Below are 26,879 nucleotides of genomic sequence, written 5' to 3'. Positions count from 1 at the left end.
ATCCACTCAAAGGACAGCCATGTTCTCCGACACACCGAGCATCACCCTGCGGGATCCTTTGGCCGAGTTGTTGGGCGCGGGGGATGCGTCATTCGTTTACACGTTCAACGACGCGGTGCGATTGGCCGGGCATGCCTGTCCCACGGTGGCCGGGGCCTTTTTGCTGATTCGGCGGGCCTTGATGGTCTTGTATCCCGACTCTTTGCCCGAGCGGGGGGATGTGGCCATCACGGTCCCCGGTCGGGTGGACGAGGGAGTGACCGGTCCCATCACGCAAATTTTCACTCTGGTGAGCGGCGCGGCGGGTCCGAACGGTTTCAAGGGATTGGCGGGACGATACAACCGTATGAACCTGTTGCGTTTTCAGGAACGGGGGGATCCTTCGGGGCCATTCCGGTTTCTGCGGATGTCCACGGGCGCGGAGGTGGGGTTGACCTACTCTCCGGCGGCGATTGTTCCCGCGGGTCGAATGGGTGAGTTGATGCCTTTGGTCTTGAGCGAGCGGGCCACCCCGGAGCAGCGGGTGGAGTTCGGGCGGTTGTGGCGTCAGCGGGTGGAGGCCATTCTGGCGGACGGTGGAGAGCGAACGGTGTTTCAGCAGGCTCTGTGACGCCAGGTTTCGATTTGGTTTTCGGCCTTGAGGATCCCGAGTACCGAGCCGGTGACCAGGGGACCGAAAAGGAGATTGAGATTCAGGGGGGTGAGCAGCAGGTCGAAGGGGAAGGGCAGCAGGCGGATCATGGCATCGGTCAAGGCGTTGAAGGCGTCGAAGAGTTGGACGAGACCACAGACCAGCGACTGACCCATCCATCCCCCCAGCAGGGTCCACAGGGCGGATGAGGTTGGAATCCGGCCCGCGAGCAGGGTGATCACCGAGTAGCCGAGTCCGATGAGAATGGAGCCGTAATACAGAAAGCGGCGTTGGGCGAAGGGGTCGGAAAGGCGGGTACGCAGGGTGAGGGTCAAGGTCACCACCAGCAAAGTTGTCCCGATGATGGATGGCAGACGGCAGGCGAGGACATAGCCATAGCCGGAGACGAGAAGGAGTTGGTACCAGATCCAGGCATGGTCATGGGGTCTGAGTTGGGGATGGGTTGCACCAAAATAAGTTTTATTATGAAGCTTGTGACGTCGCAGGTGGTCATGGGTGGCGTAACGGGTGGTGAGCAGGATCAGCAGAAAGAAGCTGGCCGGTTGGATGGCGCAGAGGGCATAGAGGCTGAAGAGGGCGATCAGCGGGTATGTCATGTGCGGAAAATGAAGTAGACCGCGCCGACGAGGCAGCAGCCGGCCCAGAGGTAATCCAGTTTGAGGGGTTGGCCCATATAGAAGACGGCGAAGGGGATGAAGACCAGGAGGGTGATGACCTCTTGGATGATTTTCAGTTGGGAGACGGACAGCACGGTGAAGCCGATGCGGTTGGCCGGAACCTGGAGCAGGTATTCAAACAAGGCGATGCCCCAGCTTGCCAGGGCGGCGATATACCAGGTTCGTTCCTGCATGTGTTTCAGGTGGCCGTACCAAGCGAACGTCATGAAGACGTTGGAGCAGATCAACAAAAAGACCGTGATCAATGTCGGTTTCATCTTTGATCCTATCCTCATTTCAGCTCAATCAGCCCAATCGATCGAAACCATTGAAAAAAAAGAAGGGGTCTGGGGGATTCATCCCCCAGGACTTTGCCTTTCAGCCTTTCAATCCGTTGACTTTCAATCTTTTGACTTTCGCGCGCTTTTCGCAGAAGCTTTTTTTCGCGCCTTTTGCGAAAAAAAGCGCAAGCGTGCGGACACACACCGAGAGTTTAATCCATGCCCGAATTTTAAGCCATGCGCGCCCGCTGGCTCACTCGGATCACGGCCATTCAGCCTCGGATCACAAGACAAAAGCAAAACCGTTCTCAGACTTCAGACAAAAGCAAAACCGTTCTCAGACTTCAGACAAAAACAAAACCGTTCTCAGACTTCCATCATGAGATGCGGAGGGCGGAGCGTGCGCTGCGCTTTTTTCGCAAAAGACGCGAAAAAAGCTTTCTGTGAAAGCGCGCAAAGGCAAAGAATCAAAAAATCAAAGGCAAAGTCCTGGGGGATGAATCCCCCAGACCCCCTCTTTTTTTTCAATAGTCTCACATTCAGCCTTGCTTGTTCCAACGCCCCTCCGGAGACTGAATCCAATACTCCATCTGATATCCCCGCGCCTGATACTGCCGATACCGCCCCCGGGCCGGCACCGGATCCCGCACATCGACAAAATCCACGACCACATCAAACGCCACCGACTCATCCACCACCTGCGCACCCGCCACAATCACCACCGTCGCCCCATTCCGATCATCCGGACGCATCGCAATCAAAACCGGTTGCCGCTCCACATCCACACCATCCCAAACCCCATGCGGCAAAAACCGCTCCGCCGGATAACGCCACAATTGATCATCCAAATGACGCACCTGCCCCCCATCCGCCGCCAACACACACACCCGCATCCCCTGATCCACCAACTTGAACAACAAACCAACCATCACAACCTCCGGAGAGGAGGCGGCAACCTGATAAAATCGCGCCACCGGCCTCCCCTCCCGAACCCTCGCCATGTCACATCCGCTCCGCCAACACATAACGACACAACAACCTCACCCCGATCCCCACCGCCCCCTTGGGCATGTGGGCACGAGTGCCGGAACCATCATAAGCCGTACCCGCAATGTCCAAATGTGCCCAGGCACGGGAATCATCCACAAAACGAGACAGGAAACACGCCGCGGTAATGGTCCCCGCTTCACGCCCACCCACATTCTTGATGTCCGCCACCACCGACTTGATCTGCTCCTGATACTCCGGAAACATGGGCAAGGGCCATAACCGCTCGCCACAATACTCCCCGGCTTTTTGCAGTTTTTTCTGCAACGCCTCGTTGTTGCCCATCAACCCCGTGGCATGCTCCCCCAAAGCCACCACACACGCACCCGTCAAGGTGGCCAGATCAATGATCACATCCGGATCGAACGAAGCCGCATGATGCAACGCATCCGCCAGAATCAACCGCCCCTCGGCGTCGGTATTGATCACCTCGACATACAACCCCTTGGCGGTCTTGATGACATCTCCAGGACGCTGGGCCGTGCCCGAAGGCATGTTCTCCGCCGCCGGCACCACCCCCACCACATTGATGGGCAAATTCATCTCGGCAATGGCCTGCATGAAACCAAACACCGCCGCCCCGCCGCTCATGTCAAACTTCATCTCTTCCATCTTGGCGCCGGGCTTCAAGGAGATTCCCCCGGAATCAAACGTGACCGCCTTGCCCACAACCGCCAAAGTGGGTCGATCCCCCCCCTTGCGATACTCCATGACAATCAGACACGGCGGATTGGCACTCCCCTGACCCACCGCCAGAATCCCGTTCATCCCCTTTTGCATCAACACCGAATCGGAAAGAATCGTGGTCTTGATGGGCAACCGCTCGGCCAACTCCCGGGCCTTCTTGGCCAACAGATCCGGATACAACAGATTGCCCGGCAAATTGGCCAGATCCCGCGCCATGTTCACCCCGCGGACAATCCGCTCCACCTGAACCAACCGCTTGCGCTCCCCCTCGGCCTTGGCGCCGGACAACGGAAACTCCATCCGCTTCAAACGATGACGGGGAGCCTCCTTCTTGCTGACACTCTGCAAACGATCAAAACGATAACTCCCCAACCATGCCCCCTCGGCCATGGCCTCCATCACCCGATTCGGGGCGATCCCCTGATGACTGTCCAAAGTCAACACACACGTCACCCGATCCACCCCGCCCTTCTCGCACGCCTTGACCACCGAAGCCCCCAACCCGCGAAAACTCTCCACGGTCAACGACTCCCGCTTGCCCAAACCAACCAGCAACAACCGCTCCACCGCCAAACCACAACCACCAGGAACCGGCAAAAACAACTGCTCCCCGGATTCGCCACGCATCCAGCCGGACTTCAAGACCCGTCGGACCTCCCGCTCCACCACTTCACCACACCGAGAAAGCGCCGCCTGCGGCTCGCCCCCCTGATAAACACCAATCACCCATACGTCCGTCTCGCGGGTAACGAAATCACCCACCACCACATCCATCTTCAAATGAGATTCCGGCATCGTGATCTTTCCTCGTCCAATCTTGCGACAGCCAAAAAACACTCCACCATGCCCACCCGGCTCAAGCCTTGCGTTGGCATGAAAAATGAAGCACATGACACCAGGGAAGAGTTACCACAAGAGCAGCCAAAATAAAAGACGAGAACCGCGCACTCCGCCATGAACCGCATCTCCCGCTACCTGTTTCTGGATTGCGCCCAGACCTCGCTGATGGCCCTGGGAACCCTGACCTTTCTGATCATGCTTCCCCAGGTGCTGCTGCTGGTAGATGTCTGGATCAACAAGGGGGCATCGTTCACGGTGCTGCGTCAAATGATCCAGTACGCCATTCCCCAGTTCATGGTGGGAACCCTGCCCATGGCACTGCTGAGCGGCATTCTTTTGACCCTCGGACGCATGGCACGGGACAGCGAACTGGTGATCATCAAAGCCAGTGGAATCAGCCTGTGGCAAATGACCCGTCCGGTGGGAATGCTGGTGCTGCTGTTCACCACCCTCTCCCTGCTGCTCAACTGGATCTGGGTTCCGAAAGCCTACTATGAATTTTCGGTGCTGAAAAAAGCCCTGCTCTCCTCCAATACCGCCCTGACCATGCAATCCCGTACCTTCAACCGCAGCATTCCGGGATTGACCATCTATATCAATCACCAAGATCCCATGACCGGAATCCTGGAAGGGGTACTGGTCCACGATCAACGCATCCCCAACGAAACCGTCACCATCACCGCCCGCCGCGCCCATCCCCATACCCGGTCGGATCACAAGGCGGCCTTGTTCCTGGAAGACGGCAGCCGCCACTGGACCACGCCGGGAGGTCACTACCGGCACATGCAGTTCACCCGCTTCGACCTGGGTCTGGATGTGGTGCTGGGACTGGTGCCGCAACACAAAAAAGAAGAAGTCGATGAAATGGATCCCGCCGAACTCCACAACGCGATCCAAAACGGTACCCCCCAACGCCAACACGCGGCCCGCATGGAGTGGCATCGCCGACTGGCCTTTCCGGTGGCCACCCTGATCATGGGACTGCTCGCCCTCCCCCTGGGGGCGCAACAATCCCATCGCACCGGCAAAAGCTATGGCTTTGTCGCCGCCCTGCTGATCCTGATCCTCCATTTTCTGCTGCTGGCCTCCGGAGAGGCCTTGGCGGGCAAAAAACTCATCACCCCCATGACGGGATTCTGGCTACCCAACCTGTTCATGGCCCTGCTGACCGCATGGGTTTTCCGGTTCACCGCCCAGGGGCATACCCTGCCCGAATTCCGCTGGCCCGGCTCCTGGTGGCCCATCCCCGCCCGCTTCCGGTCCAACACCGACTCCTCCTCCACACCCACCGGCCAGCGGTAAAAACGATCCATGCCCATTCTCTTCGGCTACCTGCTGCGCTTTTTTCTCACCGGTTTCCTGAAGATGATCGGCGTCTTCATCGGTCTGTTCCTGCTGATCGACGGCATCGAGGGCATCCGCCGCTTCTCGCAAAAACCCCATTTCAACATTCTGGATCTCTCCTTGCTGCTGGCCAGCCGCATTCCCAACTTTCTGGGCATGCTCACCCCCTCCATGGTGCTGCTGACCACCCTGATGGGAGTGGCACGACTGATCCGTCAAAACGAAATCACCGTCATGCGGGCCAGTGGCCTCTCCCTGCCCGGGATTCTCAGCCCCTTTCTGGCGGGGGGACTGATCATCGCCTTGTTCCACATGCTGCTGATCGGCCAGATCGCCCCCCATACCAACCAGATCGCCCAACAAATCAGAGACCGCATCCTGGATCACCAGCTCGCGCCCCTCTCCCAGACCGGCGAAGTCTGGGTCCGGGAAGGCGCCCGGATCATCCATGCCCAACGGGTCGATCCCAAGGCCAACACCCTCCACGAGGTGACGGTCTTCACCTTCGACTCCGACAATCACCTGTCGGCCCGACTGGAAGCCAACACCGCGGTCTACCACGAAAAAGGCTGGCAACTCAACCAGGGGATCGACTACCGCTTTCTGCCCCAGATCGCCGTCGAAACCTTCCAGCAACGCCCATGGGATGTCTCCCTGGACCCCCAACGCCTCTCCGTGGAAACACCCCCACCGGAAATGCTCACCCTGCTGGAACTCCACGCCCTCTCGGAACAACTTCAGCACGACGGACACGATACCACCCGCTACCAGGTGATCCTCCACCGACGCCTCGCCACCCCGGCCTTCACCCTGGCGGCCATCCTGCTGGCCTTCCCCTTCGCCCTGCGACTGCCCCGCTCCGGCGGCGCGCTGCGCTCCACACTCCTGGGCCTGATGATCGGCTTCGCCATGTTCGTGCTGGCGGATCTGGCCACCGCGCTGGGCATGGGCGGTCGTCTGCCCCCGGCGCTGGCCGCCTGGGCGCCGGTACTGTTCTTCTGCGGCCTTGCCGGATTCCTGCTCCTGCACCTGTCCTCCCCGAAACGCGCCCACCGCGCCTGACCCGCGCCTCGAAAACCACCACCCGCTCCGCCACCCCTCCGTCTCCCGTCACCGGATTTCCGCCCCGTCCTCCCGCCTTTCCGAAACCTGTTCACCCCACCCGCACCACGCGCCTCGAAACGAGAATCCGCTAATCAATCCCTGTTTCCTGACCGATAGATCATCTCATCTACTAGAGAAACATCTCATTGGTTTCAATATCCATATCAAGAAATTTCACCCGATACGGGCGAGGGAGACGAAGTCATGAAGGGATTGCTTGCAACAGTCGGAAAACAGAGCGGCAAACTGGTACTCATCGCCGGAGTGGCCCCCCTGATGATGGCCTGTGGCCACACCATCGACCCCACCCAGGCTGCGATGACCACCTATGAGATGCCCGCCGCCATCGTGGTGCAGACCTCTCCGGCCACCCTCACCCCCACCACCTCCTGGCAGCCCACCCCCGGCAGCGCCACCGCCAACGCCTACGCCAGCTACCCGGTCAGCAGCCCCTCGGTTCCCGTCATCAGCACGCCGGCACCGGTTCAACTCCCGACCCCGACGATCCAGACTCCCACCACCGACGCCCAGGGCCATCCCGCCGGTGCCACGGTGGTGCGTCAGTCTCCGATCACCATCGAACGCCCCTCCATCGTGGTCAATCAACCCCCGGTCTGGGTGGGCAATCCCCCGGTGGCCATTCCCCAACCCCCGGTGGTGATGCAACAGGCTCCGATCACCGTGGAACAGCCCTCCTTTGTGGTCTATCCTCCCAAAGTGGGCTTTCAACTCGCCCAGCCCGGCACCCCCACCGTGGTGGATACCAAACCGGCCCCGGAACCCAAAGTGGCGCCTCCCAGCCCGGCTCCCACGGTGCAGGAACAGCCCGCCGCGAAACCCGAAGCCGCCAAAAAACCAGTCAAACCCGCGAAAAAGGCCAAACCGGCCCCCAAACCTCCGCGGAAATCCCAGGCACCCTCCAAGGATCTGCCGCCGAAGTGATCGACCGTCTCTGCCGTGAACCTGGAAAGGAGTTCGACCCGTGAAGAACCTGTTCCTGCTGCTTGCCCTGCTGACCCTGATCGTCGATTCCGCCACTTTGCAGGCCGGTGAACTCATCGTGCCCCATCAACCCGGTGACACGGTTGCGTTGCACGTGCGGCCCGACCGTTACGCCCATCCGTCGGATTACTGGTGGCAGAAAGATCCTTCCAGTCAGGGGACATGGGACTACTTCACCCCGGTGGACCATCTCTACCAACCCATCAAGCTGGAGGCGCCCCCAACCGGAGAACAGGCGGGAGCCATTCCGATCACCAACCGTCCCTTGCGGTGAACGGGTGACCGGCTCACCCTTCCCTGACGATCTTCCCAACGAACCGTATTTAATCCGAATCAAAAGGATCCGCCATGAACCCTGAACCCAAAACCCTGACCGCCAAAACCGTGCCTGGTGGCACACTGGTTCCGCTTTGGCTTTCCGCCGCCTTGTTGACCGTCACCCTCGGCGCCCCGGCTCCGGCCAAGGCCGAACCGACCCTCACCGCCGTGGCCGCGGTCAGCGGCGCCGTGGCCCTGGGGGTTTATTTCATGACCCCCCGTTCCGGTACCGCCCCGGCCAAAGCCTCCGCCACCGACCCCGGCGTTCCCCCGCCCTACGTCACCCAACCCTACGCGGCGATTTCCCCTCCGTACAGCAACAGCGCCGTGATCTATTCATCGGTCTCCCCGGTGGCCCAAAGCCAACCGGTCGCGCCCCAACCCCAAAAGGTGGTTCAGGTGGTGACGGCTCCCGTGGCCTATTACGCCGTACCGACTCCCCCGGTGCAGATGGGCACACCCGATGGACGGGGGTTTTAACCAATCCTGACAAGATTAAACTTTTGTCATGAATTGACCGTGCCCGGCAACGATTCACCCTCGATTGCCGGGCCATCTGCTCAAAAGGATGCACACCCCTCATGGACGCCACCCCACGCTCTTGCTCTCCGACCACCCAACGCCTCGGGGTTCTGTTTTGTGCCCTGGTCATCGCCGCCTGGAGCGCCACGGGTGACGCGGGAAACTCCGGGACCAACGGCAATGGCGCCAACGGCACCACCACCACAACCACCACCACGACCACCACCAACAATCGAAATGCCTCCGCGCCGAAACCCCCGCCCCGAGGCTCCGGACACATCTACTACCCGGACACCGCCCGCTCTTTTTACGATTACCAGAATACCGGGGCGTTTGCCAATCGGCCCATGGTCATTCCTCCCACCGTGCCGATTCTCACCCAACCTGCCTATCTTTACGTGGAAAATCCGCTGCCCACGGTCATTCAGGCGCCGTTGCCCACCATGGAAACCCGGGAGATGATCATTCCCGCCGTCCCCACCAAACGGGATTGATTCCAGTCGGGATGGAGCCGGTCAAGATGGATTGGGGATCATTCAGGAGCGATCGGAACCTTGTTGCTCTTCATCGATGAACGCCTGGAGTGCCAGCACATCGGGAATCACGATGGTCCGCCCTTTGACCTCGATGAGATTGAGTCGGGTCAAGCGTCCCAGGATGCGTGAAAAGGTTTCCGGCTGAATGGAAAGCCGGGATGCCACCACCCGTTTGGAGGCATCCAGACGTACCATATTGGTATCCGGCCCCAGACCGGGACTTTTGTTGGCCAGCAGATAACGGGCCAGGCGCACCGGCGCGCTTTGCATGCTCAGGTTGCGGATTTCCGACAGTTGCCCATGGAGCCGCTTGCTCATTTCGGCCATCATCCGGAAACAGGTCTCCGGGGACTCCCGCAGGATATTGAGGAACGTTTTGTTGTCGAAGGTCAAGACCTCGGCCACGGTCAGGGCCGTGGCGAAAACCGGATAGTTCTGCTGCTCCATGAACATCACCGCCAAAGCGATGGAGTCCCCCGGTCCCAGGATCCGCAACACCTTTTCCGACCCGCTGACCGACAGATGAAACAGCTTGACCCGCCCCTTGACGATGACGAAAAACCGATCCGCCACCTCCTGGGCATTGAAGAGTGCTTGGTTTTCTTCCAGATGAATCTGCCGCATGGTGCGCTGCACCCGCAGAACCTGGGTTTCGGACATGGCACCGAACAAGGTGGTGTCACGAAAAATTCTGCCGATCATGTCCCGACCCGCCACGCTCATGCCATTGCCCTTTCGATCCAAAGAAACCGTCCGACTCAGCCGTCGGCAAGCAAACGACGTTTACGTTTGATGGCGCGTCGTGCGATCTGACGCGCGGTTTCGGCCCGTCGGAAAACATCGGGCACGCTGCCCAGATTCAGGCCAAAGGACCACTCTTCGGACTTGCCACGCCGGAAAGCCGCCATCATTTTTTTCTCGATGCGCCAAAGCTTGTCCACGCTCTTGCCAAGAGGGGCCAGGATGAGAGTGACCGATTTTTTTTTATCCCTGGGCATGAGCCTTCCTCGATACCAACCCTTGCTGACGTGCCGGGCAATTTTTTCCCGTGAATGGAGATCAGGCAATTTATTCCCCCCCACAAGGAGTGAATTTACAAAGACTCACCCGGAATCACAACCATAAATAGATGGCACGCTTTTCGCAGTTCATTAATGGAACTCCCACGAATGTGTGTGAATACCAGGAGCATGCCCCATGGCCATGATCATCACCCGCAACACCCTGCCACTCTCCTCCCCCCGAGGGTCCAAAAACCCACTGGAAAGCTCCCCGGCCCTGTCGGGTCGGATGGTGCTGTTCAACGGGATGGACTGCTCCCGGGATCTGGAAAAGGCCCATCGTTGCGCCCTTTCCCATCCGGTTTTGTCCTCTTTGCTCCCCGGAGAGACCCAAACCATCGCCTCCCGGTCGGCGCGTGCCGCCACGCTGGAGGCGGCGCGTCCGCTCTTCAAGGTGGCTTCTCTTTAAATCTCAAGCGCAAGGAATCGAGGCCATGGCGGTCATGGATGTACGCTGCCCGGATTGCCATGGGCTGAACGTGGTGAAATACGGGGTTCAGCCCAACGGCAAACAACGTTATCTGTGCCAGGACACCCAGTGTGCCCGACGGATTTTCATCGTCCGTCCTCCGGGAGAGGCGGGGCTGGAACGCCTGCCCACGGAGATGCGCCGCGTCATCGAACGGGCCTTGGCCGGAGACAACATCGAACAAACCGCCAAAGAGCTGCATCTGCCCGCCACCACGGTGTCGGAGGTGTTTCAGTTGCTGGCGCGCTTCACTCCGGCTCCCGCCGGGGTATCCCGGGGCAGCAAAGGATTGCGCCGTCGGGCCGCCGGGTGATGCCGCCACGCTTTTTCGATAAACATTTGTCCCCATTGTGACGAAACATACCTTGCGAACCTTCGCCATGCGGAGGTGCGCAATCTTTTGATTTCGTTATTTTGGTCATGGGGATACGATGCACCGGCCCACGGAGCTGAACCGACGTCTGGAAACCCTCAAGTCGCTGCTGGAACGGATTCACCGTTCCTGGGGACCAGCCGACTTTGAAGCCCTGATGCGTTTTTTCGTCGAAGTTCTCCCCCGTCTCACCCACGCGGAACGTTGCAGCGTGTTTGTGGTGGACCAGACCACGGACAACATCTGGCTGAAATTCGGCACCGGACTCACGGAAAAATCCATCATCGCCCCCATGAAAGGCAGTGTCGTGGGGGAAGCCATCTCCACGGGCCGCACCGTGACCCGGGACAATCTGGAACACAGCAGCGGCTTTCACGCCATCGCCGACAAGAAAACCGACTTCACCACACGCAATCTGCTGTGTGTTCCCATCCGCAGTCTGGCGGGGAATTACACCATCGGCGCAGTGGAACTCCTCAACAAGCGAGACCAGACCGGTTTCACCCCGGAAGACGAATCCTGGCTCACCCAGTTGGTCAAATATCTGGCCTTGTCCATCGAACACAACACCGTCACCGAAGAGATCATCGAAATCACCCGCGGCATGCATCAGGAGATCGCCCGGGCGGTGGAACCGTTTGGCCAGGAACGCTATGTGGCCGAAAGCATGGCCATGCGTCGCATTTTCGCTTTGGTGCAGCAGATCGGGCCGTTGCCGGTGAATGTATTCATCACCGGGGAGAGCGGCTCGGGCAAGGAGGTGATCGCCCGGTTGATCCACAATCAGCCCGACGAACGGCGAACCCGTCCTTTTGTGGCGGTCAACTGTTCGGCGATCCCGGAAACCCTGATGGAAAGCGAATTCTTCGGTCACGAGAAGGGAGCGTTCACCGGCGCGTCCACCAGCCGCATGGGACGGTTCGAAGAGGCCACCGGGGGAACCCTGTTTCTCGACGAAATCGCCGAAATGCCCTTGTCCATTCAGCCCCGTTTTCTGCGGGCCATCCAGGAGATGGAAGGGGTGCGACTGGGGGGCAACAAGACTCACCGCTACAATTTCCGCATCATCAGCGCGTCGAGCCGGGATCTGCGGGATGAGGTCAAGGCGGGACGATTCCGGGAGGATCTGTTTTTCCGGCTCTTTTCCATCGACATCCGCCTGCCCCCGTTGCGGGAACGCCAGGAGGAGATCCTGCCCTTGATGCTGCTCTTTTTAGAGCAGGTCAGCGAACGCTTCAAAAAGAAACCCAAGACGTTCGCCTCGGATCTGGTGGCCTTGTTCGAGTCTTATCCCTGGCCCGGCAACGTGCGTCAACTGGAACACGAGGTGGAACGCCTGGTGGCCCTGACCCCGGATGGCGAAACCATCACCACGCAACACTGCTCCCCCCACCTGCTGGAGTCCCGTACCCTTTCCCCGTCCTACGCCATCTCCGGGGATACCCTCTCCCTGCCCAGCCAGCGCAGACGGCTGGAAATCGACCTCATTCAACAAGCCTTGAAAAAATCCCACGGCAACAAGGTGCGGGCCGCCGAACTGCTGGAAATCACCCGCCAATCCCTGCACAACAAAATCCGGCAATACCAGATCGTGGAAGAGTGAGCCGTTCCAAACGTTTGAATTTGTCAAACCGAGGATCCTGGTGTACTCTTTGAAACGGTTCCGATTCCATTTGACCAATCAAAATCGTCTGTCTTGGGTTCAAACATGCCGACCAACGTGCTCATTCCAAGAAAACAAGAAAAAGTATTAATAAAAAGAAGAAAATTACTATTAAAATGTTTCTGGATCGGAATCGTTTCCGGATTGATGGCCATCAGCTTCCGTTTGTCACTGGAAGCCGCTGAAAAATGGCGAAATTCGTTTCTGCTTTCCATCTCTTCCATGGACCCTCCTTTTCTTGTCATCCCTTCGATCTTGTGCGGACTGACCACCATCCTCGTGATTTATGTCACCCTCAAGATCGAACCCGACTCCAGCGGAAGCGGCATTCCCCATCTGAAGGGATATCTCGAAGGGTTCAACAGATTCCGGGCCTGGAGGATTCTGTTGGTGAAATTCATAGGGGGGATTGTTGGAATCGGCAGTTGTCTCGCCCTTGGAAGAGAAGGACCAACCGTTCAAATGGGGGCGGCCATTGGAAAAATATCCGGGGATTATGTATCGTCCAACCAAACCGAACATAAAATACTCGTTTCCGCAGGAGCCGGGGCCGGACTGTCCGCCGCGTTCAACGCCCCTTTGGCCGGCGTCTTTTTTGTTCTGGAAGAGTTGTACAAAGATTTCAACCAGGCGACGCTGGTTGCCGCGTTTGTATCGTGCATCACGGCAGACATTGTCTGTCATGTCATGATCGGCACCACTCCGGTATTAAAGGTCGACCTTCACACCGCTCCTGAAATCAACCTGCTGCCCCTCTTATTGGTTTTCGGGATTTTCATTGGTTTCCTGGGGCTGTTGTTCAATAAACTCCTGTTGGCGTCGTCCATGCACACCCAACATTTTTCATTGTCGAAAAAAATCCTCTTGGGAGGATTGGTCGGAATCGTCCTGGGCGGGACAGGTCTGATTTTTCCAGAATGTCTGGGGACAGGTGCCGAGCTGACAATGAACATCCTGAACCATACGATGGGAATCGACAAACTGGCTCTGTTTTTCTTCTTGAGATTCGTTTTCACAATTTTCAGCTACAACACAGGGGCACCCGGAGGCATTTTCACGCCCATGTTGTTGCTGGGCGTCCTGTCCGGAACGTTTTTTGGCTATCTGACGCAACTGGTCTATCCCAATCTTACCGATCTTTCCGTTTGGGGCATATTGGGGATGGCGGGATATTTTTCTGCGGTGGTACGGGCTCCGATCACCGGAACCATTCTGATCCTGGAAATGACCAGCAGCTACGAACTACTGTTGCCGCTCATGATCGTTTCCATCGTGTCCTACAGCATCCCTGAATTTTTCTCGAACAAGCCGATTTACGAAGCGTTATTGCAAAAGGATTTGTCAAAACGAACCAGACCACAATGAAAGAACGGTCCAGCCCGTTTTCCATCTCCACTCATTTTCCCTTCCCATCCCCTGCGCTTTCGATGATCCATTCGGGTCGGGCGATGCCCTCTTCCACCAAAGGGGCCTTGTCCTGGCTTTCCACCACCCACTCGGGACGGGCCACCCCGTCCGGGGCAGGCTTTCCAGTGACGCCACTCTTGCCATCACTCTTGCCGGTTCCACCGGTTTCCCAGTTTCCGCCACTGGTTCCACCGATTTTTCCGCCAGGCTTGCCATCGATTTTTTTATCCACGGGTTCATCACCGGTTCCCGCGTCACCCGGCTCGACGATCCACTCGGGACGGGCCACATCCTGCCAGAAGGAGTCGGGAATCACCTGAACCCGCCATCCCACCTGCGCCACATCGGAAACCGGCCCGGTGGAGGAATCCGCTTCCGGCGTATTGTCGAGGCCGGGAAGCTCACCTTTTTCCCACGCCGCCAACCCCTGGGCGATACGGGATTCCAGGATTGCGGGGGGAGGCAGCTCCTTCCCGGTATCCGGGAGCAGATCCGCCCCCAGGGTGACAAACAAGGCGGCGGTGGCGTTGCGCAGCTCCGCATGGGCCATGTCCCGACGGGTCTCGGAAATGAGACGTTCCGCCTCCCGTTGAATCAATTCCTGCTCGTTCATGGATGTAGCCTCCCGGCCCGCCGAGGCGTGCTGGAAAATCCGTTCGTTGACCTCGCTCAAGGCGCGGGCCGTTTCATACTCCTCCATGGACTGGCTCAAACGCCGGTATCCCACCTGCACCTGAGCCAAAACGCTCATGCTCAAGGCGCGACGCAACCACTCCTGATGCTCCTCCTGGGAACTGGACAAGGCGATCTGCGACGGCGCGGAGAGCAGATTCAACAGATTCCACACCAGCTTGATCCCGGATTCCGCCCAGACATGGTTCCCATAGGCATGGCCGCTGTTGTAATCCCGACCGCTCTTGAACTCGATGCCCGGCAACAGGCGCAACAGCTCCTTGCGGGTCTCCAACGCCTGAATGCGGGCCTGATAATCTTTTTCCCGCAACTCGGGGCGCTGCCGCAGGGCCACCAGTTCCAGCCGGACCAAAGGCGGAAAACGCTCCAGATCCATGGGAGGGGTCTCCGGGGGAGCGGCCAGCTCCAAAGGGGTGCCGGGATGGACGTTCATCAATTCCGCCAAGGTCACCCTGGCCCCGGACAGTCCACGCCAACTCTCCTGCAACTGCTGCCAAGTCTTCAGCATGCTCTTCTGATAGTCCAGAATCTGCATCGGCGGCTGCAACCGTTGGGTTTCCGCCTCCCGGGCGTTGCGCAACGCCCCCCGCACCCGTTCCAACAGGGGATCCAGGCGCGCCTGCAACCGTTGCGCCGCCCAGGCGCGCCAATAGGCGGTCTGCACTTCCTGAATCAGGGTATGAGCCGCCTTGCGACGCAACTCGGCGGCGATCCAGGCCCGATCCGCCTGCTGACGGGCATTCAAATAACTCACGCCGAAATCAAGCACGTTCCAGGCGACCGACAGGGCATAGGTGCTTTCGTATTGATCGAGGGATTCGGTGGTGGGACGGTCACGGGTCTCGTAACCGGCGGCCACCGCCAGGGTGGGCAATTGACGATAGGAGGCCACATCCGTCAAGCCCTGGGCCACCGCCACCTCCATGGACTTGACGCGGGTGGCCAGATGATCCCGCACCGCCCGGGCCATGGCCATTTCCAGAGTCACGGGACCGGGCGCAAGGGGGGTGCCGGTGGCGAAAATCGCCTCCTGATCCAGACGGATACGCTTTTCGCGTTCCTCGGGAGTCAAAGGAATGGGATTGAAAACGCATCCGCCCAGAGCGGTCACGATCCAAAACGCACACGCGATCTTTGTAAAATTGATCATTTCAGTCAATCTTCTTGCATCCCGTTTTCAAGGCAGCGCGCCCCGCATGATCGCCAACGGCTGACCTGAAGGATCTGCACTCCGGATGCCAATTTTTTTTACATGGACAAAAAAATAAACAAACCCGCAGGGTGACCCTTCGTGGTATCATGGAGTCAACCCATTGAAGAACCAATAGAAAAATTAATGATTAAAAATGGTCCTGCCTTTGCACTTTCATTGAGTAAATCCATCTTAACTTCCGACCGAGTGGAGGGCATGCCATGCACCGCCTCACACGCTTCCTTTCGACCCGACCTGCCCTTGGACTGCTGACCGTTTCGGCTTGGCTGCTTTTGACCACCACCAGCGTCGCCGAAAATCTGGTGGTCTTCAAAGCCACCGGCATCTTCCTGACGCCGGGTCAAACCGTCTCCGGCACCCAGCCCCTGCGACTGACCCAGGGCCAGTCCGTGGAGCTGATCGGCGCCAATGGCCGGGTGATCCGGTTGAAAGGACCCCATGATCAACCCCCGGCCCCAAACGAAGCCGACAAGGGGGAAAAATTGACCGCCGCCCTTCAGGCCATGGTCACCGGAAGCGCCGCGGATCCCAATCACATGGGGGTGACCCGTTCCACGGAGGCGGTTCTCAAGGACGGGGGAAAAGGATGGCTGCCCGATCCATGGTTGATCAACGTCACCCGTTCCGGCCGTCACTGTCAGCGGGAGGGGGAACCGGTGATCTTCTGGCGTCCCGACAAAAACCGGGAGTCGGAAATCCGTCTGACCACCCTGGGCAACACCTGGAAAGCCTCCACCCGCTGGCCCGCGGGCACGGACAAGCTGGCTCCGCCTCTCAACCTCCCCTTGAAAGAGGATGCGGTCTATCAGATCACTCTGGACAAAACCAAATCCGATCTGACCCTGATCCTGATCCCGGAACAGGTGACCTCCGCCCCGGTACAGGCCGCGTGGATGAAAGAGAGCGGATGTGAAGTCCAATCCCTGGCGCTGGTACGTTCCCTGGCCAAAGCCGATCCGCCGGTCCCGGCCACTTCGGCCCGATGATCGGAATGTACAGCCGCAAAGCAGCCAAGGAACACGGAATCCTGACCGTGTTCGTGCTGCTTGCGGCCATGTCGGGATGGTTCGGGGTGGAACATCTGTCGATCCTGCGCATGGTGGAACAGTGGGTGGGGGATCTGCGGGTGGCGGTGCTGCAACCCCCCGAGCCGCAACATCCCCAGATCATCGTGGTGGCCATCACCGAAGAAACCCTGGAACAGTTTCCCTATCGGGCTCCCATCGACCGGCAGTTCCTCAGCGATCTGTTGCGGGAGCTGGAACAGCGTCAGGCCCGGGCCATTTTTCTCGACATTCTCCTGGACCAGCCCACCGAACCGGAAAAAGATCAAACCCTGCGCACCACCTTGCGCCAGATGCGGGTTCCCACGGTGGTGAGCTACATTCACGGCGCCAACTTCCTGACCGATAAACAATCCACCTTCCTGGACGACTTCGTTCCCGTCGAACAGCGGGGACTGGCCAACCTCATCAAGGACCGTTTCGACAACACGGTACGCTGGATCTATCCGGGCGGGACCATTCCCGGTCAGGGACATCTGCCCGGCGTGGCGGCTCTGCTGGTCTCCCGTCTGGGGATCGATCCCCCCCAAGAGACCGTTCCCATGACTTGGCGGGGCCGACCCGACGCGACCACCGAACCCTTCAGAATCTTTCCCGCCCACATGGTCCCCGTGTTGCCCAAAGACTGGTTCGCCGACAAGATCATCCTGATCGGGGCGGATCTCTCCCTCACCGACCGGCACCGCACCCCTCTTTCCGCCATCTCCCACACGGTCCGGGGACTTTACGAGTCCGGCACTCCCGGCGTGGTGGTCCACGCCCATGCGGTGGCCCAATTGCTGAGGTGTCAGGACTCCCCGGAGCCGGGAGATCTGGGCCGGGCCATCCTGCTGTTGACCACCGCCTTGCTGGGCGCGGTGTGGAGTACCCTCCCGCTGACCCTGGGCACCCGTCTGTTTCTGGCGGTGGGAGCCTTGCTGCTCTTCTGGGTGGCGGGATTTCAATTGTTCCACTACGGGGGACCCCTGCTGCCCCTGCTGTCTCCCACCCTGACCTTCGCCCTGGCCCTGGCCGCCGGAGAACTCTATCTGGGGCGGGAAGAGCGGGAACAACGCAAATTTATCAAAAACGCCTTCAGCCGCTATCTCGCTCCGGCGGTGGTGGAACAACTGCTCAACAACCGTCACGCCCTGCGCCTGGGGGGAGAACGACGGGAAATGACCTTCCTGTTCACGGACGTGGCGGAATTCACCTCCTTTTCCGAAGCCCTGGAAGCCACCGCCCTGACCCAACTGCTCAACCGCTATCTCGACGGGCTGTGTCAGGTGATCCTCAAACATGAAGGCACGGTGATCAATTTCATGGGGGATGCGGTATTCGCCCTGTTCGGCGCCCCGGCCCATCAAGACGATCACCCCTGTCGCGCCATGGCCTGCGCCCTGGAACTCGATACCTTCGCCGAAGCCTTCCGCCTGGAGGCCGAACACAACCATATTCCCTTCGGCGTCACCCGTATCGGGGTGCATACCGGTTTCGCCGCCATCGGCAACATGGGTTCCGAGGTGCGTTTTCAGTACACCTCCTTGGGCGACGCGGTCAACACCGCCGCCCGGCTGGAAGGATTGAACAAATTCACCGGCGCACGGGTCGCCATCTCCGGAGAGACCACCTCCCGTTGTCCCCATCTGCCGGCCCGACCGGTGGCCTCGGTGGTGCTGAAAGGCAAAAGCCATCCCATCGCGGTCCTCGAACCCCTGACCCCGGAACAGGCCCGTTCCCCGGCCATGCTCCGCTATCAAGAGGCCCACGCCCTCCTGGCCGCCGGTCACCCCGAACAGGCCGAACCCCTCTTCCGCTCCCTGGCCGCAACGGATCCCTGCGCCGGTTTCCATCTGGACCGCATCCAAAAAGGCGCCCGGGATGTGACCATGCGCATGGAGTCGAAATAGTTGAGGAAAAAGCGCCAGCACACCAAAGCAAAACCCTGGGAGATGAATCTCCCAGACCCTCTCTTTTTTTTCAATAGTGGCAGACCATGACGGGTCCAGGGCGGTTCCCGCCCTGGCGGGGGCTTAGGCAGAGCCCCGCGACTTGGAAAATAAAAAAAAGCAGAACCCTGGGAGATGAATCTCCCAGACCCTCTCTTTTTTTTCAATAGTGGCAGACCATGACGGGTCCAGGGCGGTTACCGCCCTGGCGGGGGCTTAGGCAGAGCCCCGCGACTTGAACTGAAAAATAATTTCATGAGCCATTTTCAAGGTGTGCCGGAAGGGCTGTGTCGTCGGGTCGGGGGCGGGGTGGAAGGCAGACTGCTCGCCGCGAGAATCCAGGGAAAACCCGGAGAACGCATGGCCGAACTGGGTTGCGGCTGTGGGGAAGTATCCATCCGGGTGGCCTTGAGCAATCCGGGAGTGACGGTGGATGCCCTGGAAGTCCGCACCGAACTGTGCGACCAGGCGCGACAACTGATCGACCACCACGGGCTCAATGCCCGGGTACGGGTGGTGACCGGGGATCTGCGTTTTCTTCCCGCCTGCATGCCCGCCGGCCACTATGCCCGGGTTTTCTGCAATCCGCCATTCTTCTCCCCCCAGGCGGGACGACTGCCACCGGATGCCAGCAGGGCCGCCGCCCGCTTTGAACTGATGGGCGGGGTTGGGGATTTCATTCAGGCCGGAGCCAGATTGTTGCAGTCAGAAGGAGAGTTCGATCTGATCCACCGTCCCGAGCGCCTGCCGGAAATCTTAAGGAATTGCGTGACCCACGGTCTGCAACCCCTTCGACTGATTCCGGTCCAGCCCCGGCCCGAAAGCGCGACGATTCTGGTACTGGTCAACGCCCGGAAGGGAAACGGCGGCCAGTCGATGACCCTGGCCCCCCCGATTGTACTCCCAGACGCTTGAACACCATATCGGCGATGAAAAAACCGCTCACCGCCCGCCTCAAGACCGGATCGGTGATTCCCACCGTCAAAGCCATGGCCCGCTCTTCCTCCTCGGGAAGATGAGGCCGGGGGGGAGGCGGGGTTTTCGCGGCCACCACCGGCACTTGACGCAACGACTCCTGCTTGAAACGCAATCCGGTGAGCGCCCCCGGAGGCAGACGTTCCTGCAAACGAGCAAGCAGTTCCGGGGTCAGAAAGGTCAACTCGGTCAGCCACGCCGACGAATCCACCCGTACCGTGAGGGTGCCGTTTTGCAACCGGACCGGTTCGGTATGGGCCGCCAGCAGCGGACCCACAGCCTGACGCCAATCCCGGCTCAGTCGGGAAGCCTTGCCGGAAGGGTGTTCCAGCAGCCGCCCGGCCACGGCCTGAATCAGATGGGCCAATGGTCCGGACGGCCCGGATTCATCCGGCACGTCTCTCCTCCCGATATAAAACCGCTTGCCGCTGCAAGGCTCTGGACACCCGACCGATCAGCCCGGCCCATTGACCCGGCTGCTCCTGACGGAACAGTCGCACGTCGGGATACCAGGGGGTACGCTCTCCGGTCGCGCCCCAACGCCAATCGGCGGTGGCGTGGATCAAAACCCAGGCCGGAATCCCCAAACTGCCCGCCAGATGGGCGGTGGAGGTATCGATGGTGATCACCAGATCCAGACGGCTCATGACGGCGGCGGTGGAGGCGAAATCGGTCAGCCATCCGGACCAGTCGATCAATCCGCGATCCCTGGCTTTTTGAGATTCCGGACCCAGTTGCAGGGAATGGAACTCGATGCCGGAAATCTTCAGCAACGGGGCCAGATCCTCGAAACACATGGTGCGCTGATTGTTGCCGGACCACACCAGACCCACCCGAACGGGCATATTCCCCTTGCGGATCGGCAACGGGGGAGCGGGTTCGGCGGGCAGACTCAGGCATCGGGCCGCAGGAATGGTATCGATGCGGGTACCGTGAACCAAAGGCAGACTCAGCATCGGAATCGCCAGATCGATCTCCGGCAACGGTTCTCCCATGGGAATGACCCGCTCCACCCCCTGAACCGCCTGAAACAGCCGCGCCAGCTCCGGACGGCACTGCACCAGCACCGTGGCCCCCTGCTGACGCATCCAGGGAACGTAACGGATGAATTGCAACGCATCACCGAATCCCTGTTCACACACGATCAGGATGGTTTTGCTCTCCACCGGGCTGCCATCCCACTCCGGGGCGGGCAGGTTGGAGCCGGACTTGCGGTAGTGGTTGGAATGCCAACGCCATTCATTTTCCCGCCAGCCCTGGGTGTACTGTCCCAGCATGAGCAGGGCGCGACTGTAATTGCAATGCAGCTCCGCGTCTCCGGGAACCAGACGGATGGCCTGTTCGTAAAGGGGCAAAGCCGCGCTGGGCTGACGACAGGCCACCAGAATCACCGCCATGTCTCCGAGCAACTCCGGATCGTCGGGTTGCAAAGCCAAGGCGCGACGCATGGGACGATAGGCCTGATGGGGATCGCCCATTTTCAACAGCAACCGGGCCAGATTGGCCAAAGTGGGCACATCCGACGGATTCAACTCCAACGAACGGCAAAACTCTCCCACTGCCGCCTCGCGACAATCCATGGCGCTGAGCACCACCCCCCGTTGGGAATAAAATTCCGGAGCCTTGGGCTGAAGATCGATGGCCACATCAAGCCGGGACAGGGCCACCCGGTGATTGCCCAGCTCGTAGGCCGCCACCGCGGAAACGAAATGAGCATCGGCATTGTTGGGATCGGCCTCGGCCACCCGCAGCCCGATTCCCTCGGCACGGGTGAACTCCTTGGCTTTCAGCCACTCCAGTGCGCGCATCAAGGCCATCAGGTGATTGCGGTCCGGGGCTTGGCCGGACGGAGTATGGGGTGCATTCATGGCTGCTCCAAAAATAGTGATCAATCAAAACATACGCGAGATCCCGAAACAGACGGATCCCTCCCGATCGTACCCGCCTGCGCTCAACTGGCCAAAGCCATCCAACCCGGAGAGGCGCCCGGTTCCCTGGCCACGATGGATCCAGGGATCCCGACCACCGGATGTCCCGGCGGGGGAAGGTCCATCATCCGGCTGATGCCGATCCCCTCGGACCTGACATCCCCTTTCGACCCAATTCCCGCAGGACGCTCATCGTCCACCACAACGCCCATGTGGAACATGGCCTCCAGATCCCGATGATCCGCCCTGACCGTAAACCGCGCCTCATCCAACGCCTCTTCCACATCGAACGCGGCATCATTTTCCAAGGCGCCGATGGTCTCGAACTCCTGATCCAGCTCATCGGCTCCCCCCGAAGCCTCGAAGCCTTCCAGTTCCTCCCCCTCCTCCAGATCCAGCACCGGAGCCATCCCATCCCATGACCTTCCGTCACCGTGACGCGCCTCCGACGACTCCCGGTCCCTGCCCTGGTCAGCCGACAGGCTTTCCTTTTCCATCCTCGGATCCGGGGTGTGCAGCAACAGTTCGTCAAGCAGACGGGTCAACTCGGTGATGGCGGAAAGATCCTGTCCCGCCTCCACCACCTTTTGCAGTTCCCGGGCCGCGTCGTTCAACGCCTCCCGCCGGGTGGACTCCAAAGCCTTGCCGTGAAACACGGTGAACTGTTTCACCCGATACAAGGTGCCATCCGCCTGATTGATCACCCGTACCATCCACTGTTGCCGGGCATCCTCTTCGGCATGGAGTTCCGCTTCACGGACCATCCGTTGAATTTCCAGCTCTTCCAGCCCGCCGGAGACCTTGACCCGGATCGACTGGGCACGACCGGTGGTCTTGTCGATGGCCGAAGCCTTGACCATGCCATCCGCATCCACCACAAACGACACTTCGATGCGGGGCACACCCCTGAGAGCGGGGGGCAGGCCATCCAGGGTGAACTCCCCCAGAAAATGGTTGGCGTTGAAAATACCCCGTTCCCCCTGGGCCACCCGCACGGTGGCGAATTTTTGGTTGTCCATCACCGTGGAAAAGGTCTTGGTGAACAGACAGGGAATGGTTTCGTTCTTGGGGATCAGCACATTGAAAATCCCCCCCTTGGTCTCGATACCCAGGGACAACGGCGTGACATCCAGCAGCAAGACATCACGAATCTCCCCCCCCAGCACCCCCGCCTGAATGGCCGCTCCCATGGCCACGATCTCGTCGGGATTGACCCCGGAGCGGGGTTCCCGGCCAAAAAACTTGGCCACGGTCTGACGGATTTTGGGCATGCGGGTCATGCCTCCGGCCAGGATCACCTCATCGATCCCCTCCACGGTGATGCCCGCATCCTTCAGGGCGATCACGCAGGGAATGATGGTGCGCTGAATCAGACCATCCACCAACTCTTCCAGCTTGGCGCGGGTCAAGGTCAGGTGCAGATTCCTGGGACCTTTGGCGTCGAAACATAAAAACGGCAGATGAATCTCGGTGCGCAAACCCGTGGAAAGCTCGATGCGGGCCACTTCCGCCGCCTCCTTGAGGCGCTGCAACGACTCTTTTTCCAGACGGGGATCCAGACCGTGCTGCTCCAAAAAGGTTTCCGCCAGATGATTGATCACGCACTGATCAAAATCCTCCCCGCCCAGAAAGGTGTCCCCATTGGTCGCCTTGACCTGAAACACCCCCTCCCCGATCTCCAGAATGGAAATATCGAAGGTGCCTCCCCCCAGATCGAAAACCGCAATGGTCTTGCCCGACTCTTTTTCCAGACCATAGGCCAACGCGGCGGCGGTCGGTTCGTTGATGATGCGCATCACGTTGAGTCCGGCGATCCGGCCCGCGTCCCGTGTGGCCTGACGCTGGGACTCGGTGAAATAGGCCGGTACGGTGATCACCGCGTCCCGGACCGGTTCCCCGAGGTTTTCCTCGGCGATTTTCTTCATTTTTTGCAAGATGATGGCCGACACCTCCGCCGGAGCCATCTTCTGACCCCACACCTCCACCCCCGCATCCCCGTTTTCCAGGGCCACCAGCCTGTAGGCCAGCATGCGTCTTTCCCGCTGGATGATCGGATCGTTGAAACGCCGACCCATGAGCCGCTTGATGGCGAACAGGGTGTTTTCCGGATTGACCACCATCTGACGCTTGGCGGTCTGTCCCACCCGGCGTTCGCCATCGGCAGAATAGGCCACCATCGAGGGGGTGGTGCGACCACCTTCCATGTTCGCCAGAACCATGACCTCCCCATTCTCCAGCACACTGACGCAGGAGTTGGTGGTGCCCAGATCGATGCCGATAATTCTGCTCATTGGCTCTCCATCCTTCATCCATCTTTAGTCACATAAAGTTTTGCGGTACGGATCACATCTCATCGGAGCCGCACAGTCAAGCGACGTGCGGCGCGTTATGGAAAGCTGCAACAAAAATGCCAAAGCATTCCCATAGACATTTCAAGCCAGTGAGATGCCTGTCAAAGAGGAAAAAAGAGTGGGGTGTCAACAGGAACGGCGGCAAACTCTGCCCGAACCATCCGGGAAAGCCTGATTTGGAAGAACGGCGAAAGGGGAATTGACGGCAGGATCCACAACAAAGAGGTCAACCCCGGTCCCGATCCATTCCCACAGCCGTGGCATGGTGGAAACCGGGGTTGTCACCCTCTCTATCAAGCGACCAAACGGCTTATTCGTATTTGGCCGTGGTTTTTCCCGAGCTTTGATTCCAGAAGATGGAGATCTTGGAAACCGAACACAGGTCGATGTCGTGCCAAACCGCCGACGAATTGTCGATCTCGTAAACCACTTTCAGATCCCATTCGCAGGTGGTGGTGCCACGGGAGAAGTGGATGGGCACGGTCTCGCCATCGGGCATGGTGTCACGACCCAGCACATCCTCTTCCCAGTCTTCGGAGTGGGAAGGAGAGACGAAGACCTTGTCGATGACATAACCGGTTTTGTTGATCAGCGTGAAATCCTGATTCGGACCCGCCAGAACGGAACCGGCCAACAACAATTGAGAGGACAACAAAACCGCTGCAGAAAGAAGATGCTTCATGATTCGCTCCTTACCCGACCTTACAGACGTTGATTTTCCGATAAACCCTCTTTAGCCTTCCCTGGCAACGCTCCCGACTCCCTGAAAACACGCTCCACTGCGCTGCGATCTGCGATTCCAAACTCCCGGTCTTGGAACCAATCAAAACGACAGCTTGAACTCCCCCCAAAAAACGACCAGATAAAATAAGCGACTCTCCATTCCTGCGCAAGGCTTTGCAAATGGCGCACAGTATGAGATTTGAACCTGTGATCCCTTGTCGTGTCAACGGTATCTTTTGATGATGGGGTTGGGCTTCCTTGGAAATACCAGACCCGAAAGTCGGAAGAACCCAAGCCGATGGACCCTTCCCCAATCAGTCAGACCGGCCAAACCTGGAGCCATTCGTCTGGCTGCCGAAGCGGCTGGCCAGAAAATCGATCAACCGCCGCACCTTGGCCGACAGATGGCGATTGGAAGGGGTGACCGCGTAGATGCCGAGGCAAGGCAGGGTGTATGCGGGCAGCAAAGGGATCAGGGTTCCGGCGTCCAGCTCCCGGCTGACGAGAAACACCGGCAGAATCGCCACCCCCAGACCCGCCAATGCCGCGACCCGCAGCACATCGCCGTTATTGGCGCAGAGAGGGCCGGCCACACGCACGGTGAACGTCGCGTCCCCTTGCCGGAAACGCCACAGGTTCGGGGATTGGGTATAACTGTAAATCAGGCAGGCGTGAGTGGTCAGGTCTTCGGGTTGAGCGGGGATTCCCCGTCGCGCCACATATTCCGGACTGGCGCACAAGACCAGTTGCGCCCAGGCCAGACGACGGACCATCAGGGTCGAATCCTCCAGTACGCCGATACGCACCCCCACATCGAATCCCTCTTCCACCAGATCCACGATGCGATCGTTGAGTACCAGTTCCATTTCGATGCCCGGATATTCCGACAAAAAGGCCGCAGCCGCCGGGGCCAGATGATGAACCCCGAAAGACATGGGGGCATTCACCCGCAATTGCCCCCGTGGTGCCGCATGCAGTTGGGTCGCCTCTTGTTCCGCCTCGGTCACCTCCTCCAGGATGGCGCGACAGCGTCGAAAAAAAACCTCGCCTTCGACCGTCAGATGCATACGCCGCGTGGTACGGTTGAGCAGATGGACTCCCAAATACTCTTCCAACGTCTCCACATGTTTGCTGACCGCTGCCCGGGACACCCGCCCCTTGCGGGCCGCCTCCGCAAAGCTGCCGCTCTCCACCACCCGCACGAAACTCTCCATCAGCGCCAGACGATCCATTCCGCCCTCCCGCATTTGTCAACGATTCGTGAACAATAATATTACAGAAAGGGATATTGTAAAGGAATCATGGGTCAACTATGCTGTGTGTCACCTGGAAGGTCATCAAGACGCACCGCACCCAACCCCAGGATCTTAATCAACCCGGCACCGACTTGAAACCTCAAGGAGAGGAACACCATGCAAACCCCGATCATCCTGGATCTGCCCGCCGGAGAGCATTACATCTGCGTCTGTGGAAAGTCCGGCAACGCCCCCTATTGTGATGGTTCGCATCAAGGCAGTGATCGCGCCCCGCGTCATGTGGTGATGAACGAGGCGGGTCGGGTGGCCGTCTGTTCCTGCACCCGCAGCGGCAAGGCGCCATTTTGCGATGGATCCCACAAGGGCTGAAACGGCTTCGGGACACCCCTGGCCACAACCGGATGGCCAGGGGTCTTGAACCAATCGAAACTTCTGAACCAACACGAAACAAAATGTAAAAGCTGCCTCCTCCCCCGCGCTGTCCGCGTCCAACGAGGAAAGAAACGCTCCATCCGGCAAACGAAACCGTTCCAGCAGATCATCCAGAATTCTCCGTACCACCTGGGCATGACCCGTCTCTCCGGTCAACTGCCAAGCCTCCAGATAGACCCACGCCAGCAAGACGTTGTCGTACAACATGATCTCGAAATGTGATGACGATTTTATTGCCATTGGGTACCTTTTCCCCAGGGAAACCAGTCAACCGGGTTGTGGGCGTGTTGCAGCAAATAGGGACTGGTCTCGTGGATCAACCGGTTGGGAGGGTTGGTCATGGATTGGCTCCAG

General features: G+C 59.3%; 27 protein-coding genes and 1 pseudogene. 15 read left to right on the top strand and 13 right to left on the bottom strand.

Features of this window, described 5'->3' with window-relative positions:
- Positions 1–19: 19 nt before the first annotated feature.
- Positions 20–610: a hypothetical protein gene (locus tag HQL98_11115; protein MBF0272598.1), complete on the top strand. Its 591-nt coding sequence runs from the start codon at positions 20–22 to the stop codon at positions 608–610.
- Here HQL98_11115 and HQL98_11110 read toward each other — a convergent pair.
- From HQL98_11110 to HQL98_11095, 4 genes are all read right to left on the bottom strand, one after another.
- Positions 595–1,248, bottom strand: a complete 654-nt coding sequence (locus tag HQL98_11110) for a hypothetical protein (protein MBF0272597.1) — start codon at positions 1,246–1,248, stop codon at positions 595–597. The genes HQL98_11115 and HQL98_11110 overlap by 16 nt on opposite strands.
- On the bottom strand, positions 1,245–1,586 hold the full coding sequence (locus HQL98_11105; GenBank protein ID MBF0272596.1) for a DMT family protein: 342 nt from the start codon (positions 1,584–1,586) through the stop codon (positions 1,245–1,247). The genes HQL98_11110 and HQL98_11105 overlap by 4 nt, the downstream gene beginning before the upstream one ends.
- Before the next feature lie 542 nt (positions 1,587–2,128).
- Entirely contained in the window at positions 2,129–2,590 is a 462-nt protein-coding gene (locus HQL98_11100; GenBank protein MBF0272595.1) for a DNA polymerase III subunit chi, read from the bottom strand.
- A gap of 1 nt (position 2,591) precedes the next feature.
- Positions 2,592–4,118, bottom strand: a complete 1,527-nt coding sequence (locus HQL98_11095) for a leucyl aminopeptidase (protein ID MBF0272594.1) — start codon at positions 4,116–4,118, stop codon at positions 2,592–2,594.
- A gap of 159 nt (positions 4,119–4,277) precedes the next feature.
- Here HQL98_11095 and lptF point away from each other — a divergent pair, with 159 nt between their 5' ends.
- The 6 genes from lptF to HQL98_11065 all read left to right on the top strand — a co-directional run bounded on the left by lptF (position 4,278) and on the right by HQL98_11065 (position 8,947).
- Entirely contained in the window at positions 4,278–5,465 is a 1,188-nt protein-coding gene (gene lptF, locus HQL98_11090; GenBank protein ID MBF0272593.1) for an LPS export ABC transporter permease LptF, read from the top strand.
- A gap of 9 nt (positions 5,466–5,474) precedes the next feature.
- Complete coding sequence (gene lptG, locus HQL98_11085) at positions 5,475–6,569, top strand: LPS export ABC transporter permease LptG (GenBank protein ID MBF0272592.1); 1,095 nt, start codon at positions 5,475–5,477, stop codon at positions 6,567–6,569.
- A gap of 246 nt (positions 6,570–6,815) precedes the next feature.
- Positions 6,816–7,553 (top strand): hypothetical protein, encoded by a 738-nt coding sequence (locus tag HQL98_11080; protein ID MBF0272591.1) that lies wholly within the window; start codon positions 6,816–6,818, stop codon positions 7,551–7,553.
- A gap of 40 nt (positions 7,554–7,593) precedes the next feature.
- On the top strand, positions 7,594–7,887 hold the full coding sequence (locus tag HQL98_11075) for a hypothetical protein (protein MBF0272590.1): 294 nt from the start codon (positions 7,594–7,596) through the stop codon (positions 7,885–7,887).
- Between the two features lie 74 nt (positions 7,888–7,961).
- Entirely contained in the window at positions 7,962–8,411 is a 450-nt protein-coding gene (locus HQL98_11070) for a hypothetical protein (GenBank protein MBF0272589.1), read from the top strand.
- 101 nt (positions 8,412–8,512) lie between these two features.
- Entirely contained in the window at positions 8,513–8,947 is a 435-nt protein-coding gene (locus HQL98_11065; protein ID MBF0272588.1) for a hypothetical protein, read from the top strand.
- 42 nt (positions 8,948–8,989) lie between these two features.
- On the opposite strand, the gene HQL98_11060 is transcribed toward HQL98_11065, so the two are convergent.
- Positions 8,990–9,712, bottom strand: a complete 723-nt coding sequence (locus tag HQL98_11060; GenBank protein ID MBF0272587.1) for a Crp/Fnr family transcriptional regulator — start codon at positions 9,710–9,712, stop codon at positions 8,990–8,992.
- Positions 9,713–9,747: 35 nt separating this feature from the next.
- Positions 9,748–9,987, bottom strand: a complete 240-nt coding sequence (locus HQL98_11055; GenBank protein ID MBF0272586.1) for a hypothetical protein — start codon at positions 9,985–9,987, stop codon at positions 9,748–9,750.
- A 199-nt stretch (positions 9,988–10,186) separates the two neighbouring features.
- Between HQL98_11055 and HQL98_11050 the strand changes: the two genes are divergently transcribed.
- The 4 genes from HQL98_11050 to clcA all read left to right on the top strand — a co-directional run bounded on the left by HQL98_11050 (position 10,187) and on the right by clcA (position 13,920).
- Complete coding sequence (locus HQL98_11050) at positions 10,187–10,459, top strand: hypothetical protein (GenBank protein ID MBF0272585.1); 273 nt, start codon at positions 10,187–10,189, stop codon at positions 10,457–10,459.
- Positions 10,460–10,484: 25 nt separating this feature from the next.
- Positions 10,485–10,832 (top strand): hypothetical protein, encoded by a 348-nt coding sequence (locus HQL98_11045; protein ID MBF0272584.1) that lies wholly within the window; start codon positions 10,485–10,487, stop codon positions 10,830–10,832.
- A gap of 118 nt (positions 10,833–10,950) precedes the next feature.
- The gene (locus HQL98_11040) at positions 10,951–12,495 is read left to right on the top strand and encodes a sigma-54-dependent Fis family transcriptional regulator (protein ID MBF0272583.1); all 1,545 of its coding nucleotides are present in this window, start codon (positions 10,951–10,953) and stop codon (positions 12,493–12,495) included.
- 105 nt (positions 12,496–12,600) lie between these two features.
- The gene (gene clcA / locus HQL98_11035; protein MBF0272582.1) at positions 12,601–13,920 is read left to right on the top strand and encodes a H(+)/Cl(-) exchange transporter ClcA; all 1,320 of its coding nucleotides are present in this window, start codon (positions 12,601–12,603) and stop codon (positions 13,918–13,920) included.
- A 31-nt stretch (positions 13,921–13,951) separates the two neighbouring features.
- On the opposite strand, the gene HQL98_11030 is transcribed toward clcA, so the two are convergent.
- Positions 13,952–15,805 (bottom strand): TolC family protein, encoded by a 1,854-nt coding sequence (locus tag HQL98_11030; GenBank protein ID MBF0272581.1) that lies wholly within the window; start codon positions 15,803–15,805, stop codon positions 13,952–13,954.
- Positions 15,806–16,068: 263 nt separating this feature from the next.
- Here HQL98_11030 and HQL98_11025 point away from each other — a divergent pair, with 263 nt between their 5' ends.
- From HQL98_11025 to HQL98_11015, 3 genes are all read left to right on the top strand, one after another.
- The gene (locus HQL98_11025) at positions 16,069–16,854 is read left to right on the top strand and encodes a hypothetical protein (GenBank protein ID MBF0272580.1); all 786 of its coding nucleotides are present in this window, start codon (positions 16,069–16,071) and stop codon (positions 16,852–16,854) included.
- A 5-nt stretch (positions 16,855–16,859) separates the two neighbouring features.
- Positions 16,860–18,821, top strand: a complete 1,962-nt coding sequence (locus tag HQL98_11020) for an adenylate/guanylate cyclase domain-containing protein (GenBank protein ID MBF0272579.1) — start codon at positions 16,860–16,862, stop codon at positions 18,819–18,821.
- 294 nt (positions 18,822–19,115) lie between these two features.
- Positions 19,116–19,775: a methyltransferase gene (locus tag HQL98_11015; GenBank protein MBF0272578.1), complete on the top strand. Its 660-nt coding sequence runs from the start codon at positions 19,116–19,118 to the stop codon at positions 19,773–19,775.
- Here HQL98_11015 and HQL98_11010 read toward each other — a convergent pair.
- The 5 genes from HQL98_11010 to HQL98_10990 all read right to left on the bottom strand — a co-directional run bounded on the left by HQL98_11010 (position 19,705) and on the right by HQL98_10990 (position 26,069).
- Positions 19,705–20,232: a DUF721 domain-containing protein gene (locus HQL98_11010; GenBank protein MBF0272577.1), complete on the bottom strand. Its 528-nt coding sequence runs from the start codon at positions 20,230–20,232 to the stop codon at positions 19,705–19,707. The two genes, HQL98_11015 and HQL98_11010, sit on opposite strands and share 71 nt — an antisense overlap.
- A complete protein-coding gene (locus HQL98_11005) occupies positions 20,222–21,703 on the bottom strand; it encodes a glycosyltransferase family protein (protein ID MBF0272576.1) in 1,482 nt (493 codons plus the stop codon). The genes HQL98_11010 and HQL98_11005 overlap by 11 nt, the downstream gene beginning before the upstream one ends.
- An 83-nt stretch (positions 21,704–21,786) precedes the next feature.
- Entirely contained in the window at positions 21,787–24,054 is a 2,268-nt protein-coding gene (dnaK, locus tag HQL98_11000) for a molecular chaperone DnaK (GenBank protein ID MBF0272575.1), read from the bottom strand.
- Between the two features lie 370 nt (positions 24,055–24,424).
- Positions 24,425–24,796, bottom strand: coding sequence for an argininosuccinate lyase (locus tag HQL98_10995; protein MBF0272574.1), 372 nt, complete (start codon positions 24,794–24,796; stop codon positions 24,425–24,427).
- A 355-nt stretch (positions 24,797–25,151) separates the two neighbouring features.
- Complete coding sequence (locus HQL98_10990) at positions 25,152–26,069, bottom strand: LysR family transcriptional regulator (GenBank protein ID MBF0272573.1); 918 nt, start codon at positions 26,067–26,069, stop codon at positions 25,152–25,154.
- A gap of 180 nt (positions 26,070–26,249) precedes the next feature.
- Here HQL98_10990 and HQL98_10985 point away from each other — a divergent pair, with 180 nt between their 5' ends.
- A complete protein-coding gene (locus HQL98_10985) occupies positions 26,250–26,462 on the top strand; it encodes a CDGSH iron-sulfur domain-containing protein (GenBank protein ID MBF0272572.1) in 213 nt (70 codons plus the stop codon).
- Positions 26,463–26,776: 314 nt separating this feature from the next.
- On the opposite strand, the pseudogene HQL98_10980 reads toward HQL98_10985, so the two are convergent.
- Positions 26,777–26,866, bottom strand: a pseudogene (locus tag HQL98_10980) (DUF255 domain-containing protein).
- Positions 26,867–26,879: the final 13 nt, after the last annotated feature.

It is taken from the genome of Magnetococcales bacterium (assembly GCA_015231755.1).
Classification (GTDB): Bacteria; Pseudomonadota; Magnetococcia; order Magnetococcales; family Magnetaquicoccaceae; genus Magnetaquiglobus.
This window is presented reverse-complemented; position numbering and strand designations above follow the sequence as displayed.

Bases quoted from the DNA above. Each gene is read 5' to 3' on its own strand.
- HQL98_11030 (MBF0272581.1), bottom strand. From the start codon at position 15,805: ATGATCAATTTTACAAAGATCGCGTGTGCGTTTTGGATCGTGACCGCT.
- HQL98_11065 (MBF0272588.1), top strand. From the start codon at position 8,513: ATGGACGCCACCCCACGCTCTTGCTCTCCGACCACCCAACGCCTCGGG.
- HQL98_11070 (MBF0272589.1), top strand. From the start codon at position 7,962: ATGAACCCTGAACCCAAAACCCTGACCGCCAAAACCGTGCCTGGTGGC.
- clcA (MBF0272582.1), top strand. From the start codon at position 12,601: ATGCCGACCAACGTGCTCATTCCAAGAAAACAAGAAAAAGTATTAATA.
- lptG (MBF0272592.1), top strand. From the start codon at position 5,475: ATGCCCATTCTCTTCGGCTACCTGCTGCGCTTTTTTCTCACCGGTTTC.
- HQL98_11055 (MBF0272586.1), bottom strand. From the start codon at position 9,987: ATGCCCAGGGATAAAAAAAAATCGGTCACTCTCATCCTGGCCCCTCTT.
- HQL98_11115 (MBF0272598.1), top strand. From the start codon at position 20: ATGTTCTCCGACACACCGAGCATCACCCTGCGGGATCCTTTGGCCGAG.
- HQL98_10985 (MBF0272572.1), top strand. From the start codon at position 26,250: ATGCAAACCCCGATCATCCTGGATCTGCCCGCCGGAGAGCATTACATC.
- HQL98_11020 (MBF0272579.1), top strand. From the start codon at position 16,860: ATGTACAGCCGCAAAGCAGCCAAGGAACACGGAATCCTGACCGTGTTC.
- HQL98_11015 (MBF0272578.1), top strand. From the start codon at position 19,116: ATGAGCCATTTTCAAGGTGTGCCGGAAGGGCTGTGTCGTCGGGTCGGG.
- HQL98_11060 (MBF0272587.1), bottom strand. From the start codon at position 9,712: ATGAGCGTGGCGGGTCGGGACATGATCGGCAGAATTTTTCGTGACACC.
- HQL98_11100 (MBF0272595.1), bottom strand. From the start codon at position 2,590: ATGGCGAGGGTTCGGGAGGGGAGGCCGGTGGCGCGATTTTATCAGGTT.
- HQL98_11005 (MBF0272576.1), bottom strand. From the start codon at position 21,703: ATGAATGCACCCCATACTCCGTCCGGCCAAGCCCCGGACCGCAATCAC.
- HQL98_11040 (MBF0272583.1), top strand. From the start codon at position 10,951: ATGCACCGGCCCACGGAGCTGAACCGACGTCTGGAAACCCTCAAGTCG.
- lptF (MBF0272593.1), top strand. From the start codon at position 4,278: ATGAACCGCATCTCCCGCTACCTGTTTCTGGATTGCGCCCAGACCTCG.
- HQL98_11105 (MBF0272596.1), bottom strand. From the start codon at position 1,586: ATGAAACCGACATTGATCACGGTCTTTTTGTTGATCTGCTCCAACGTC.
- HQL98_11050 (MBF0272585.1), top strand. From the start codon at position 10,187: ATGGCCATGATCATCACCCGCAACACCCTGCCACTCTCCTCCCCCCGA.
- HQL98_11045 (MBF0272584.1), top strand. From the start codon at position 10,485: ATGGCGGTCATGGATGTACGCTGCCCGGATTGCCATGGGCTGAACGTG.
- HQL98_10995 (MBF0272574.1), bottom strand. From the start codon at position 24,796: ATGAAGCATCTTCTTTCTGCAGCGGTTTTGTTGTCCTCTCAATTGTTG.
- dnaK (MBF0272575.1), bottom strand. From the start codon at position 24,054: ATGAGCAGAATTATCGGCATCGATCTGGGCACCACCAACTCCTGCGTC.
- HQL98_11110 (MBF0272597.1), bottom strand. From the start codon at position 1,248: ATGACATACCCGCTGATCGCCCTCTTCAGCCTCTATGCCCTCTGCGCC.
- HQL98_10990 (MBF0272573.1), bottom strand. From the start codon at position 26,069: ATGGATCGTCTGGCGCTGATGGAGAGTTTCGTGCGGGTGGTGGAGAGC.
- HQL98_11080 (MBF0272591.1), top strand. From the start codon at position 6,816: ATGAAGGGATTGCTTGCAACAGTCGGAAAACAGAGCGGCAAACTGGTA.
- HQL98_11095 (MBF0272594.1), bottom strand. From the start codon at position 4,118: ATGCCGGAATCTCATTTGAAGATGGATGTGGTGGTGGGTGATTTCGTT.
- HQL98_11025 (MBF0272580.1), top strand. From the start codon at position 16,069: ATGCACCGCCTCACACGCTTCCTTTCGACCCGACCTGCCCTTGGACTG.